The organism is Capnocytophaga sp. HP1101 (assembly GCF_054772415.1).
Window position 1 is genome coordinate 330754 of the sequence record NZ_BPUU01000003.1, and the last position, 14979, is coordinate 345732.

Sequence of the window (14979 nt, forward strand, 5' to 3'; positions counted from 1 at the left end):
TTAATTAAAATTTAATGATTACTTTAGTTTCTTTTATATCAGTGAGCCCAAAAAAGTGCTCTTTTTTTACAGTGATTTTACCTTTGCCCACGGGTTTCGGTTCGCGAGTTTCAGTCTCAAGTACCGCCTTGCCCTCACTGATTCCTTTCAACACTCCTTCGTGAGTTTTGCCGTCAAGTGTAGTGATTTGCACAGTTCTGCCTGCGTTCTTACTATATTGGCGTTCCATTACAAAGGGTTCAGTAGCACCGAAAGACGTAACCTCTAAGGCAAAATCCACCGCCTCACGGTCTAAAGAGCCCTCAATAGCACGGCTCAGTTCAATACAATCCTCAATGCCCACACCCTTATCGCCATCAATAGTCACGCGAATGGTATTGTCCGTTCCTACGCTTAAATCAGTGAGAAAGAGTTCAGGACGTTCGCTCAAAGCCTTATCAACTAACTCTTTAACTTGGTCTTTAAAATTCATTTGCTATAAAAAGAGGGGACTTAAATGTCCCCTCAAGTATTACTTTTCGGTGCAAAGGTACGACGATTTTTTGAAATAACAAGAAAAAAAGTAAAAAAAGTTTGGAAGTTATAAAAATAAGCACTACTTTTACCACGTGAAATTTAACTATCACACCAAGTCATCAATACTCGCGTAGATAGCCTAAAATGCTATTTAAAATGTTGAAATACTATCGGTTAAGTGCAGTAGAGTCATAACTAATAGCTGTTATAGCACCGTTTTTCCTCGAGAAAAATACTAATTGTAAACTGTTGTAAATAAAATGTTTATATACCCTTTGTATAACAATCGTCCAAGATTCGTATAAGCTTCCTATAAGCTTTGTATAAGCTAAACCTAATTTTGGAAGTAAGTCACTTTAACTAAAACCTAAATGATGAACTCATAATTTTTAATTCAGAACTTTTAACTAAAAAAATAGATTCTTATGAAAAACATTTTAGTAACCACCGATTTTTCAGAAAAGTCAATCGCTTCACTACACGTTGCGATTAACTTAGCCAAACAACACAAAGCCAAAGTCTATGTGTTGCACGCTATTGAACTTCCTATCCGTTTAATGACCGAAAGTCAAGTTTCAGTGCCCGAAGCGATGTATTTCCTCAATCTCACCAAACAGCGTTTTAACGACCTTAAAAAGGAAATTGATACCACTGTTGAAGTGATTGACCTTGTAGAAACCGCTCCACTGCCCGAAGCTGTCGAAGAAGTAGTGAAAAAACACCACATCAACCTCGTGTTTATGGGCTCAAATGGTGCTTCAGGAGCTAAAGAACTCTTTATAGGTTCTAATGCTGAAAAGGTAATTCGCTCTTCCTCTGTGCCTGTATTGGTGATTAAAAACCCACACGAAAAGCTCAAAATTAAACATATGATGTTTGGTTGCGACTTCTCTAAGCGCTTTTTAAAACCTTTCGAAAAGGCGTTAAAACTCGCCAAAATATTTGGAGCAAAGGTCGATTTGGTGTATGTGAATACCCCTTATCAGTTTCTTACTACTTCCGAAATAAACAAACGTATGGAAGAATTCCTTAAAGAAGCTGAACACGCTCATCAGCATTTTGAAACTCACGTTTATAATGATATTCGTGTAGAAACAGGTATTTTGAATTACGTAAAGGAAAACAAGATAGATCTTATCTGTATGTTTCCTAACGGACGTAAGGGTATTGCGCACTTCTTTAACGGTAGTATCAGTAGCGACCTCGTAAACCACTCCAGCACACCTGTGCTCACTATCAAAGTAGAAAAGTAGGAGTAAGATAATGTAAAAAAGGCTGTAAGAATTTTCTTACAGCCTTTTTTATATTCTTATTTCACTAACCTCGCTATTTCCTTAAATCTTGGGTGTTCAGCAGTTCGCAAGAGTGCAAAGAGTACCGCTTCAGTACTTAAAACCTTTGCCCCTGCATCTCGCAACATTGTAAGACCTATGCGCTTGTTGCTCTCAGTGCGTGATGATACCGCATCAGCAATTACTGATACTTCATAACCTTCAGCAAGCAAATCAACAGCCGTTTGATAAATGCAGATATGAGTTTCAATGCCTATGAGCAATACGTGTTTGCGCTTGTTTGCCTTAAGCTCTTCGCGAAATTCGGCATTGCCCCAAGCCGAAAAACTACTTTTCTTTACGGGAGTGTACCCTTCTAATAACTCAGCAATAACGGGATTCGTAGACCCTAACTTATCGGGCATTTGCTCTACCCAAACGATAGGAAGGTCTAAGAGTTTGCCCCCTTCAATAAGTATCCTGCTGTTGCGCAACACTTCTGCTGATTCTGAAACAATTTGAGATAACTTCCCTTGAATATCAAGGATAACTAATTGTGTATTTTCTGTTGTCATAAAAAAGGTGAATATTTTGGACAAAAGTAAGGATTAATTAGCAGATTAGCAAATCTGTCAGTTAGCAGGTTGCTTGTATTAATTTCACGTAACGCATTTGATGACGGAAACGCTGACTTTACTTGAAAATAAAGTTTCTAAAAAGCGTCGTCTCTTTTTCGCTGCTACCTTTGCTGAGGATTGTGTCGCGAAAGCGGGTAGCGACTTCTTTATTGAAAAAGCCGACCTGCTTAAAAACTTCCAAGGCTTCGTCTTCTAAGGCTTCTGACCATTTGTAGCTGTAATACCCTGCGGCATAACCTCCGCTGAAGATATGAGAAAAGGCGGGCGAGATGCACATCGTTTCAATTGACGGGTAGAGTTGCGTGGCTTCAGTAGCGGTTTGTTCAAAAGTGCGCACACTTTCAAGGCGTTCCAAATGAGGGTAGGTGTGCCACGCCATATCCAAGAAACCAAAATTAAGCTGACGCACATTGAGTATCCCTTGCATAAAATCTTCGACAGACTTCACTTTCTTTACCCATTCTATAGGCAGGGCTTCCCCCGTTTGATAGTGAGTTGCGAAAAGGCGCAGGGTTTCCTCTTCATAACACCAGTTCTCCATCAGCTGGCTGGGGAGTTCTACAAAATCGCGGGCAACATTAGTGCCACTGAGCGATGGGTAGGTAACCTTGGAAAGCATACCGTGCAGTGCGTGCCCAAACTCGTGAAAGAGAGTCGTCAGTTCGTTGAAAGTGAGCAGAGAAGGCGTGCTATCTGTAGGGCGGGTGAAGTTGCATACAATGGAGATATGCGGACGTGAATCGTTACCTTCCTTATCAATATACTGCTCTTTGTAGGTAGTCATCCACGCACCGTTGCGTTTGCCCGCACGTGGGAAGAAATCGGTATAGAAAAGGGCGAGATACTCACCGTTCTCGTCGGTTACTACGTAAGTTTGTACCTCGGGGTGGTACTTTTCTACTTTATCGGTAAGGATGAACTGCAAACCGTAGAGTTTTTTAGCTACTGTAAACATTCCTTCCACTGCTTTGTCTAATGCTAAATAAGGTTTCAACAGTGAATCGTCTATCTGGTAACGCTGTTGCTTGAGTTTTTCGGCGTAATACGCAAAGTCCCATTGCTGAAAATCGTCTATTTCTGAAAAGGCTTTCAGGTCTTCCAATTCCTTGAGCGCCTGAGGCTTGTCTTTAGCTAATTGTTTGTTGAGAAAATCCATTACGGTAGCAGGCGTTTCTGCCATACGCTCTTCCAAAGCAAAAACAGCGTAATTTTCATAACCTAAAAGGGAAGCACGCGCTTGCCTAAGTTCAGCGATACGCAACACATTGGTTTCGTTGCTATAAGCACTCTCACCTGCACAACGGCTGTGGTAATCAGTAAAGAGTTTTTGGCGCAAGCTGCGGTCATCGGCGTATTTCATTACTGCGGTGTAGATAGGCAGGTCAAGCGTAATGACATAGCCCTCTTTGTTGCGCTTTTTGGCTTCTGCTGAAAGCATATCCAATACAAAATCAGGTAACCCACTGAGCTGATTTTTATTGGTGATATTCCATTGATAGTGCTGGGTTTCAGCCAATACATTCTCTGAAAACTTCAGTTTGAGGCGCGCTAACTCCTTATCGATGTGGCGCAAACGTGCTTTATCATTCAATGAAAGATTTGCCCCATTGCGCGTAAAACCTTTGTAAGTCTTCTCCAGAAGGGTGTGTTGTTCAGGCAAAAGCGAGAGGCTCTTACGCCTTTCGTATATCGATTTTACACGCTGAAAGAGTGCCTCGTTCTGGCGAATATCATTGCTATAGTCGGTGAGAAGCGGAGAAATATGCTGAGCTTCGGCTTGGAGGGTATCGTTGGTCTCGGCACTGTTGAGGTTGAAGAACATCGCCGTAAGTCGGTCGAGGTCTAAGCCTACATACGCTAAAGCCTCTATGGTATTTTCAAAAGTAGCGGGGGCAGGATTGTGAGCAATGGCGTTGATTTCGGCAAGAGCCTCAGCAATAGCTTTTTGGATAGCTGGTAGATAGTCGGTAGGGGCGAAGCGCGAAAAAGGTGCTGATTGATAGAGTGTTTGGAACATATAGGTTGTCTTTTATTATGAGAGTGCAAATATACATCTTTATAGGGGATTTGGCAAATTAGCAAAATGAGAAGATTGACAAAGGGTGATAATTTTTAAGAAAAACGAAAAATATTGAAAAATTAGAAAATAAAAAAGAAAATAGGGTTTTGAGCCTCCTGAGACGAAGCTAAAGCGAACCTAAGGCGAAGGTAAGGCGAAGCTAAGATGAAGGAAAGAGGTTTTTAAGTTGATTTTGAGGGGGTAAGAAATGGATTTTTAGCAATTTTCAAATTATTGAAATTTTAAAAATTGTTAAAGCTAATTTTCTAAACGAAACATTTTTGATTATAGGTAATAAAAGACAATTTTGCCATTTAAGAAATTATTTGTATCTTTGCCCTCATTATGACAATACTTTATTTACACGGGCTTGATAGCTATTTGCAAGACGACAGGCGCGCTGTGCTTTCGTCCTACGGTGAAATATTTGCCCCAACGATTGATTACCGTAATGCCCCTAAGCTCTTTGAGCAATTGCAGAAAGAGTATGCCGAAGTGGACGTGTTCATCGGTTCAAGTTTGGGAGGATTAGTGGTGTATTATCTCGCACAAGTGCTTAACAAACCTTGCTTGTTGTTCAACCCCGCCCTTACTTATAAACACGAACTGCCTTTTAGCCCACGGCTAAACACCGATTATTCGGCTTATAGGCAGGTAGTTATCGGGTTACAAGACGATGTCATCACCCCGTGGGAATCGTTGTTCGTAATTCGTGAGGATATGACACCCTCTCACCCTACTGAAATTCACTTGCGCAACACGATGGCGCACACCTATCCCATAGAGATTTTTGAAAAAGAAGTACAATATTTTTTTGCTAATTGTTAATTATTAATTGATATATGTTCCCACTGAGAAGAAACCGCCGTTTGCGCGTGAACGATACGGTACGTAGTTTGGTAAAAGAAACTATCGTTACCCCTGATGATTTCCTTGTGCCCCTCTTTGTAGTTGAAGGCACAGGCGTAAAAGAAGAAATTGCCTCTATGCCTGGCTATTACCGCTATAGTCTCGACCTATTGGCAAAAGAAGTAAAAGAGCTTTGGAGCTTAGGGCTCAAATCGGTGCTCTTGTTTGTGAAAGTGCCCGATAACCTTAAAGACAACAAGGGCGTAGAAGCAGCCAACCCTAATGGCTTAATGCAACGCGCCATTAAAACCGTGAAAGAAACGGTACCCCAAATGCTCGTAATGACTGATGTGGCGCTTGACCCTTACTCTATCTACGGACACGACGGCATAGTGGAAAACGGTCGCATTGAGAACGATGCTACTGTCGAGGCTCTCTGCGAAATGGCGCTCTCACACGCTCAGGCTGGTGCCGACTTTATTGCGCCCAGCGATATGATGGACGGTCGCATTCTCGCCTTGCGCGAAACCCTTGAGGCTAACAACTTTGAAAACGTAGGTATTATGGCTTATAGTGCTAAATACGCTTCAGCGTTCTATGGTCCTTTCCGCGATGCGCTCGACAGTGCCCCCGTAGATGCACAGAATATTCCTAAAGACAAGAAAACTTACCAAATGGACTATCATAACCGCCTTGAAGCCCTGCGCGAAACCCGTATGGATATTGAGGAAGGTGCTGATATTGTAATGGTAAAACCAGGGCTTTGCTATTTGGATATCGTGCGCGAAGTGAAGAATATGAGCGAAGTGCCTGTAGCTGTATACCAAGTATCGGGCGAATACGCAATGCTGAAAGCTGCGGCTGCTAATGGTTGGCTAGACCACGATGCCGTGATGATGGAACAAATCGTGAGCATCAAGCGTGCCGGTGCCGACCTCATCGCTTCCTATTTTGCTAAAGAAGTCGTAAAACTTTTATAAAAACACTAATGAAAAAACACTTTTTAACACTTGCCACTATGGCACTTTTGACCGCTTGTGGTGGCGGAACGAATAACAATAACAGCAACACCACCGATAACTCTACCACTCCTGAAACTACGGCACCTCAGGCGAGTACTACCGATATTCCTAAACCCGATTTCCCCGATTGGCAAAACCAAAAAGGAGTAAAGCCTATCACGTTCAACCCGCCACTTGCTGATACCCCCGATGCGGCAATGGCAGCCAAAGGTGAGGAGATTTTCAATAGCTACTGTATCACTTGTCATCGCCCTAAAAAGCGACTTACAGGTCCTGCAATGGTAGGCTTGATGGAGCGCCGTACGCCCGAGTGGGTGATGAATATGATCCTCTATCCCGATGTGATGGAAAAACAAGACCCCATCGCACAAAAGTTGGTACAAGAGTATCAGAGCTTAATGCTCAACCAAAACCTCACTCCTCAGCAAGCACGTGAAGTACTGGAATACCTCAGAACGATAAAATAAGAAAAATTGTATATTGTTATTTTTTTCTTATCTTTGCACCATTAAATAACTTAAAATAGAAATCACTAATGAAAAAAATCACACTTAGCTTAGCTGTTATAGCAAGTGTTGCACTTACTAGTTGCAACAACACTAACACTCAGCAAAACGCTGAAACCACTACCCCTACTACCGAACAAGCGTTTGTAAGGGAGGACATACAGGAAGCGCCTGTTTTTGCCTATTCGGTAGACCCACTTTCAGTAGTGGAATGGGTGGGTTCTAAACCTGCTGGCAAACACAATGGCACTATAAATGTAACCAAAGGAGGCGTGAATGTAGAGAACGGTGCTATCACTAATGCAGAATTTGTATTAGATATGAATACCGTTACAGTACTCGACCTTCAGGCTGGTAAAGGCAAAGAAGACCTCGAAGCCCACCTTAAAGGTACTGACCCAGAGCAAGTAGACCACTTCTTCAACGTGAAGGAGTACCCTACAGCTACTTTTGTGTTTAAAAGTTTTAACGGTAAAAACCTTACTGGTGCACTTACTATCAAAGGCAAAACTAAAGACGTAACTTTCCCTGCTACTGTTACTATAACCGATAATGAAGTGAACATCACTTCTCAACCTTTCAAAATCAACCGTGTAGATTTTGGGGTAAACTACGGTTCTAAGTCAGTATTCGATAACTTGAAAGACAAATTCATCAACGATGACGTAGAGTTAGTTGTAAAAGCTAAGGCTACCAAATAAATAATCTTTTCATATATAAAAGGCAGTTGGTAGCGACTGCCTTTTTCTATTATACTTTTATGGAACCTATTTCTGTAATTATTATTCTTACTACACTCGTGCTTTCAGCCTTTTTTTCAGGCTTTGAAATCGCTTACGTATCTTCCAATAAGGTACACGTAGAAATCCTTAAAAAGCAAGAAGGAGTAATAGCTAATGTGCTTACTAAGCTCACCCGAAAACCTTCTAAACTGTTAGCTACTATGCTTGTGGGCAATAACGTAGCCCTTGTAGTCTACGGGTTTGAAATGGGTAAGGTGATGACCGCTCTCTTGCCTCCTTTCTTCCAAAATGTGCTTTGGCATACCATTATATCTACGCTCATTATTCTCATTACGGCAGAGTTTATGCCTAAAGTATTCTTCCAGATTTACGCAAACCAACTCCTAAAAGTATTTGCTATCCCAGCTTACTTCTTCTATTGGCTATTCTACCCGTTTTCCAGTTTTGTAATGTGGATTTCCGACTTTGTTTTGCGCGTATTCTTCAAAACAAAAGGCGATTATGTCCCTCTTTCATTCTCAAAAGTAGAGCTGGTAGATTATATCTCCGAACAGATGGAAAACGCTCCAAAAAAAGAAGAGGTAGATAGTGAAGTGCAGATGTTCCAAAATGCCTTGGAATTTTCAGGAGTAAAGGCACGAGAGATAATGATTCCTCGTACCGAAATAGTAGCTGTGGAACTCAATGAGTCTATTGAAAATCTTATAGCAACCTTTGTCTCTTCAGGATTTTCTAAAATATTGATATACAATGAAAATATAGACGATATTCTGGGTTACGTGCACTCTTTTGATATGTTCAAAAAGCCTAAAACCATCAAAGAAGTATTGATCCCCATTGTGAATATCCCTGAGACCATTCAGATAAACGAAGTACTAAACATTCTCACCCGTAAGCGCAAAAGTATGGCAGTCGTGCTCGATGAATACGGTGGTACTTCTGGAATTGTAACCTTAGAAGATATTGTTGAAGAACTCTTTGGCGAAATAGAAGATGAACACGACAAAGATAAGTTTATAGAAGAACAAATTTCCGACACAGAATATCTATTTTCAGCCCGTTTAGAGGTAGAATACCTCAATGAAACCTATCATTTGGATATCCCAGAAAGTGAAGAATACGAAACACTCGGCGGTTTTATCGTCCTTCACAACGAAGAAATTCCCACTCAAGGCGAAGTCATAACCATTCCTCCTTTTACCTTCACTATCGAAGCCTGCTCACAAACTAAAATTGAAATCGTAAGGCTTACCCTCAATAACGAATAGCAAAATCATTAGTTAATGAACCATTAACCACTAATCATTAACCATAAAAAAAGACCCTCCCTTTCGGAAGAGTCTTTTTTCACAATGCATATAAATACTACTACTAACTCCAAAATGAATACTTTTAAGCTAATAAAAATTTTATGAACTTAAAAGTATTTGTTTTTTCTCATAAAATTTTGTCTTTTAATAGCCTAATAAATGACTTTGTAATTTAGTTTCTTCAGTTCTTGCTTTAATGACTCAATGTTTCTTATAGTAATTTTGATTAACAATGTTTATTTTAGCAATCTCTGTGTCTTCTCAAAATCTCGTTTCAATGAATAATTTTTATCTAACAATGTTTCTTATAGCAATTTTTCAGTAATTTTGTTTAATTCAGTTTTTTCAAGCAATTTTTAGTGTCATCATTTATTATGATTTAAATGCACTTGCAAGTTTCACTAACATCCCGTCTGCCAAACTTACACTATCTATATTGAAAATAGCGTGCCAAAAATGATAAAGTAATCTATTTTACGCTCAAATAGCTTATTATCAGCATTTAATAATCTTTTGTGCTTTTTTCTTCAATATGCCAAAAAACTTCATTTTGTGTATACACTACACGATTCATCTGTATAATATTCTCATTTTATACGACTCTTTTTCAGTTTTCTTCTGTACAAAAAAGAAATAAAATTAAAATTGCTACTAAACAAAATAACTAATATTCTCTTCTCTTCTAAACCTTTGATATCATTGTCCTATCTTCATCGCACCTTTCTTTATTCGTCGTTTTATTACCCTCAAAACTACTAATTAACGCCTGCTCTTAACTCCTTATTCTTAGCCTTTTACATACCCTTTGTATAACAATCGTCCAAGATTCGTATAAGCTTCCTATAAGCTTTGTATAAGCTAAGCATATGCTCCCAACAGCCTTATTTAGCTAAAAATCATCTTAAACTACTTTTGAATTATTTCGAAACCTTTTTTGAAGAACTTATACCTTAGAGCTCCTTCAGGTCTCCCCAAGCATAGAATTAATTTAGAAGAAGTGTTACAACACCTAAAAAAGAAAGCCCGATAAAAGAATTTATCGGACTTCTTCATTAACCAACCAAAACTTTAAATTATGAAAACTATTATTTGAAGTTTACAATGAGCTACCACCCTCATTGCGATGCAAAGGTACGAATAAAATCGTACTTGTCAAGCAAAAATTCAAGTTTAACAAAAGTTTAATACAAAAGGGGGTTGAAATGCCCGTTTTAGCATAATTTTAAAAGTTGTAATACGGCCTATTTTAAGATTTTATTTACCATTTTTATTGGGCATTCTTCGCTTCAATCCACTTGCGGGCATTGATAAAGGCCTCTAACCAAGGGGTAACTGCAGGTTTTGCCTCAGGATAGTACGCCCATTGCCAAGGAAAAACAGAGCGTTCAATGTGGGGCATCGTTACCAAATGGCGTCCAGATTTATCGCACAACATAGCGGTATTGTAGTCGGAGCCATTGGGGTTAGCAGGATAACCTTCGTAAGCGTATTTGCCTACGATGTTGTACTCACTTTCGGTCAAAGGCAAGTGGAATTTACCTTCGCCGTGCGAAATCCATACCCCTAAGGTACTGCCTGCCAAAGAGGAAAGCATTACCGAGTTGTTCTCAGGAATGGTAACCGATACAAAGTTGCTTTCGTGCTTACCACTGTCGTTATGCCACATCTTGCCGTGCTCCTTATGCTCAGGGTTAATCACCTCCAATTCCATAAAGAGCTGACAGCCATTGCAGATACCTACGGAAAGCGTATCAGGACGGGCAAAGAAGTTATCGAGGGCTTTTTTAGCTTTTTCGTTGTAGAGTAAAGCCCCTGCCCAACCTTTGGCACTGCCCAACACATCGGAGTTGGAGAAACCGCCTACAGCCCCGATAAACTGTACATCTTCCAAAGTTTCACGTCCGCTGATAAGGTCGGTAGTGTGGACGTCCTTCACATCAAAGCCGGCTAAGTAAAGGGCATTTGCCATTTCGCGCTCAGAGTTGCTACCTTTCTCGCGAATCACTGCTGCTACAGGGCGTTTGCCTGCGGGTCGTATGGGTTTTTCGCCTGTAAAGTGTGTAGGGAAGGTGTATTGCAAAGGCTGCTCGGAGTAGTTTTGGTAACGCTCGGTAGCCTTGTCGTTTTGGGTTTGTTGTTTGTCTAAAAGGTAAGAAGTGAGGAACCACACATCGCACAATTCAGGAATGTTAAAGTGGTGAGTTTTGCCGAAATGAGAGATGATAAGTTCTTCGCCTTCGGTGACTTCGCCTATATTTGCCCATTCTAAACCGTGTGCTTCGAGTATGGCTTCCATGCTACTATCAGCTTGGATAAGTACGCCCGCATTTTCAGCAAAGAGGGTTTTGACAAGGTCTTCATCAGCAGAGAGTCCGCTGAGGTCGATAGTTGCCCCTAAATTGTTTTCAGCAAAACACATTTCCAAAAGCGCAGTAATCAATCCGCCACTGCTAATGTCGTGTCCTGCTTGTATTTTGCCGTCTTGTACGAGCGATTGGAGTACGTTAAAGGCTGTTTTGAAGTTTTCAGTATCTTTGATGGTAGGAGCCTCGTCGCCTATTTTGTTCAAGATTTGGGCAAAAGCCGAACCGCCTAATTTGAAGTGATCGGCTGAGAGGTTGATATAGTAAATATTACCACCGCCTTTTTGAAGCACAGGTTCTACTACTTTTTGTATATCGTTGCAATGCCCTATGGCCGAGATGATCACCGTACCAGGTGCTATCACATCGCCATCGGGGTATTTTTGTTTCATCGAAAGGGAATCCTTACCGGTAGGGATATTGATACCGAGTTCGATAGCAAAATCGGAAGCGGCTTGTACAGCTTCGTATAAGCGAGCATCTTCCCCTTGGTTACGGCAAGCCCACATCCAGTTGGCTGAGAGTGATACGCTTTGCAAACCATCTTTGAGCGGTGCCCATACGATATTGGTAAGAGCTTCAGCAATGGCGTTGCGGCTACCTGCTGTGGGACTAATCAAGGCGGTAAGCGGTGAATGCCCAATGCTGGTAGCGATGCCCTCTTTGCCGTTGTAATCCAATGCCATTACGCCCACGTCGTTTAGAGGGAGTTGCAAAGCGCCAGCACATTGCTGTTTGGCAACCTTGCCCCCTACACAACGGTCTACTTTGTTGGTAAGCCAGTCTTTACAAGCCACGCTCTCCAACTGTAGTACTTGAGTGAGATACTGACGGAGGTTGCTTTCGTAATAAGTAAGACCTTCGTAAGTAATCGGACTGGTAGTGTCTTCCATAATGGTTTTAGGCGAACTGCCAAAGAGCGCACTGAGGTCTAAGTCCATAGGGTGGGTACCCTTCTTTTCGGAAGCAATGCTAAAGTGCTTATCGTTAGTTACCACGCCCACTTCGTACATAGGCGCGCGCTCACGGTCGGCTACGGCTTTGAGTTGGTCAATTGCACTGTCGGGCAATACCAAGCCCATACGCTCTTGTGATTCGTTGCCGATGATTTCTTTATCCGAAAGGGTTGGGTCACCTACGGGCAGTTTGTCCAAATCAATCTTACCGCCGGTTTCCTCAATGAGTTCAGAGAGGCAATTGAGATGACCGCCAGCTCCGTGGTCGTGGATAGAAACAATAGGGTTTTCGTCTGATTCCACCATTGCACGAATGGCATTCGCAGTGCGTTTTTGCATTTCGGGGTTAGAGCGTTGTACCGCATTGAGCTCGATACCTGCCCCAAAAGCCCCTGTATTGGCTGACGATACCGCAGCACCCCCCATACCGATGCGGTAGTTTTCACCACCAAGCACCACTATTTTGTCACCTTCTTTAGGGGTATGTTTGATCGCTTGAGAGGCTTTGGCATAGCCTACGCCCCCAGCTTGCATAATCACTTTGTCGAAGCCCAATTTGCGACCGCCCTCTTCGTGTTCAAAAGTGAAGAGAGAGCCTGCAATCAGCGGTTGCCCAAATTTGTTACCAAAATCAGTAGCTCCGTTAGACGCTTTGATGAGGATATCCATAGGGGTTTGGTACAGCCATTTGCGTTCAGCCATAGCCTGCTCCCAAGGGCGGTCTTCTTCCAATCGTGGGTAAGCCGTCATATATACCGCAGTGCCCGCCAAAGGCAAAGACCCTTGTCCGCCTGCCAAACGGTCGCGTATTTCGCCACCAGAGCCCGTAGCAGCCCCGTTAAAAGGTTCGACGGTTGTAGGGAAATTGTGAGTTTCCGCTTTCAGCGAAAGCACCGCTTCAAAAGGTTTTACTTCGTAGAAATCGGGTTTATCGGCAGTTTTAGGCGCAAACTGGTCGGCTGTAGCGCCTTTGATGAACGCTACATTGTCTTTATAAGCCGATACGATGCTATTAGGGTGTGCTTCTGAAGTTTTTTTAATGAGTTTGAAGAGAGTCGATGGTTTTTCTTCCCCATCGATGATAAAAGTGCCGTTGAATATCTTGTGACGGCAGTGTTCGGAGTTGATTTGCGAGAAGCCAAACACTTCCGAATCCGTAAGTTTTCTGCCTAATTGTTGGGATAGTTTCTCTAAATAAGCTACTTCTTCTTTGCTTAACGATAATCCTTCTTGTTGGTTATAGGCTTCGATATCGTCAATTTCAACCGTAGTTTGCGGTTTGATGTCGATAGTAAAGCTCTCTTGGTTTAGACCCTCGTAACGCTCAAAGAGCATAGGGTCGAAAGCCGTGTTGGGGTCGGTTACCTCGTGAAATTCCTCGATGCGAGTGATGCCGTGGATATCCATATTTTGGGTAATTTCCACTGCATTGGTACTCCAAGGGGTAATCATCGCGGCGCGAGGCCCGATGAAAGTGCCCGTGAGAGTAGGGGAGGGGAGTTGCTCGGCGTTGCCAAAGAGCCATTTCAGTTTGTTGAGGTTTTGTTCGCTCAGGGCAGCCTCGGTAGCTACCGCGTAAAGGGTGTTTTTAGGGTTTTTAAAGAAGAGTATCATCTTTTTTCAATTGACAATTAGCAATTAATAATTAAGTGTTTAGAAAGTTAGGTAACATCAGTAAAAAAGCTATGCTGTTGTTGTAATTCAGTTTTTCGTAAAAGAAACCTAACAAGGCAATATTGTGATAGTAAGTTTCTCGTTGTTTCCAATAGTTGAGTTCAGAGGGTATAAACCAGCAAGTAGAGCCTATTTTTTCAGCTAAGAACCATTTTTCAAGCAACCGTGCTGTACACCCGTTGCCATCGTCAAAAGGGTGTATTTTTACTAAAAACAAGTGCAGTAAAGAGGCATAGAAGAAAGTTTCTTCTACAGTTAATTTTCGCTTTATAAGCTGTTCTAAGAACTTACAAAATACGTTAAACTCACTTTCCACTTCCTCTTTTGGGCAAGCCTCATAAATTACAGTTCCTTTTGCTACATCACGTATAATCATATCCGAAGTGCGCACTTTGCCTTGTGAATGAACACCTAATAAATTCTTTGTGATAATAGTATGCGCTTTTAGTAAGTTTGTGGGTGTAAGCCGATTGTCTTGGGCAAAAGTATAAGCATTAAATACATCGTTAGGTTTTTCCACTAAACTCTTTTGGTAAGCCACCCCGTCTAATTTGTGTTTCAAATAGCTATCGATATCCAATTCCTCTCCTTCAATTTTAGAAGAAGCTATAGACGAAACTGCTGTATAAAACTGAAAACTCTCTTCTGTAAGAGGTATTTCCTCTATTTTTGAAAAGGATAGAGGTAGGCCTACCCTCATTTTTTCTTTATACAGTTCAAATAGTTTATTGGTGATATGAAGTGCTTCAGAAACTTTCATTGTTATTTGTTTTTTCTCTTTCTACGCTACTTTATCATATGCTCATATTTTCTTTTTCAATGGTTCGTGTTGTACTAATGTTGTTGTTGCAAGCCGTCATTGTAATAGCCACGAAGGCTAACATACTTAGCTTTTTCATTGTAATTTTCTTTTGAAGTTTAAACTTGCGACAAAGATACGAAATAATTATGAATAATATATCAAAAACTTTCTATTTAAAAGTATAGATTATTTTTATAGCAGAAGTGCTTATTATGGGTATCTAAGAGACCACCTTTCTACCTCTGTTCTTCGTCTTACCTTCGCCTTAGG

The 14979-nt window shown here is 41.3% G+C and carries 11 protein-coding genes; 6 read left to right on the top strand and 5 right to left on the bottom strand.

Annotated features, from left to right (window positions below; all coding sequences use genetic code 11):
* Positions 1-4 precede the first annotated feature (4 nt).
* Complete coding sequence (gene rimP, locus RCZ04_RS02605) at positions 5-472, bottom strand: ribosome assembly cofactor RimP (protein ID WP_460484406.1); 468 nt, start codon at positions 470-472, stop codon at positions 5-7.
* A 469-nt stretch (positions 473-941) separates the two neighbouring features.
* Between rimP and RCZ04_RS02610 the strand changes: the two genes are divergently transcribed.
* On the top strand, positions 942-1769 hold the full coding sequence (locus tag RCZ04_RS02610) for a universal stress protein (RefSeq protein WP_460484407.1): 828 nt from the start codon (positions 942-944) through the stop codon (positions 1767-1769).
* Positions 1770-1825: 56 nt separating this feature from the next.
* Here the strand turns inward: RCZ04_RS02610 and RCZ04_RS02615 are convergent, their stop codons facing one another.
* Together RCZ04_RS02615 and RCZ04_RS02620 are read right to left on the bottom strand one after the other, a co-directional pair.
* Positions 1826-2362, bottom strand: coding sequence for a hydrolase (locus RCZ04_RS02615; protein WP_460484408.1), 537 nt, complete (start codon positions 2360-2362; stop codon positions 1826-1828).
* 118 nt (positions 2363-2480) lie between these two features.
* On the bottom strand, positions 2481-4442 hold the full coding sequence (locus tag RCZ04_RS02620; RefSeq protein WP_460484409.1) for a M3 family metallopeptidase: 1962 nt from the start codon (positions 4440-4442) through the stop codon (positions 2481-2483).
* 363 nt (positions 4443-4805) lie between these two features.
* On the opposite strand from RCZ04_RS02620, the gene RCZ04_RS02625 reads away from it, so the two are divergent.
* The 5 genes from RCZ04_RS02625 to RCZ04_RS02645 all read left to right on the top strand — a co-directional run bounded on the left by RCZ04_RS02625 (position 4806) and on the right by RCZ04_RS02645 (position 8872).
* The gene (locus tag RCZ04_RS02625; RefSeq protein ID WP_460484571.1) at positions 4806-5312 is read left to right on the top strand and encodes a YqiA/YcfP family alpha/beta fold hydrolase; all 507 of its coding nucleotides are present in this window, start codon (positions 4806-4808) and stop codon (positions 5310-5312) included.
* A 14-nt stretch (positions 5313-5326) separates the two neighbouring features.
* Positions 5327-6313 (top strand): porphobilinogen synthase, encoded by a 987-nt coding sequence (hemB, locus tag RCZ04_RS02630; RefSeq protein WP_460484410.1) that lies wholly within the window; start codon positions 5327-5329, stop codon positions 6311-6313.
* Positions 6314-6321: 8 nt separating this feature from the next.
* Complete coding sequence (locus tag RCZ04_RS02635; RefSeq protein WP_460484411.1) at positions 6322-6822, top strand: c-type cytochrome; 501 nt, start codon at positions 6322-6324, stop codon at positions 6820-6822.
* Between the two features lie 68 nt (positions 6823-6890).
* The gene (locus RCZ04_RS02640; RefSeq protein ID WP_460484412.1) at positions 6891-7562 is read left to right on the top strand and encodes a YceI family protein; all 672 of its coding nucleotides are present in this window, start codon (positions 6891-6893) and stop codon (positions 7560-7562) included.
* 59 nt (positions 7563-7621) lie between these two features.
* A complete protein-coding gene (locus RCZ04_RS02645) occupies positions 7622-8872 on the top strand; it encodes a hemolysin family protein (protein WP_460484413.1) in 1251 nt (416 codons plus the stop codon).
* Positions 8873-10181: 1309 nt separating this feature from the next.
* Here the strand turns inward: RCZ04_RS02645 and purL are convergent.
* The gene (gene purL / locus RCZ04_RS02650; protein WP_460484414.1) at positions 10182-13847 is read right to left on the bottom strand and encodes a phosphoribosylformylglycinamidine synthase; all 3666 of its coding nucleotides are present in this window, start codon (positions 13845-13847) and stop codon (positions 10182-10184) included.
* Positions 13848-13878: 31 nt separating this feature from the next.
* Complete coding sequence (locus RCZ04_RS02655; protein WP_460484415.1) at positions 13879-14667, bottom strand: Fic family protein; 789 nt, start codon at positions 14665-14667, stop codon at positions 13879-13881.
* Positions 14668-14979 lie beyond the last annotated feature (312 nt).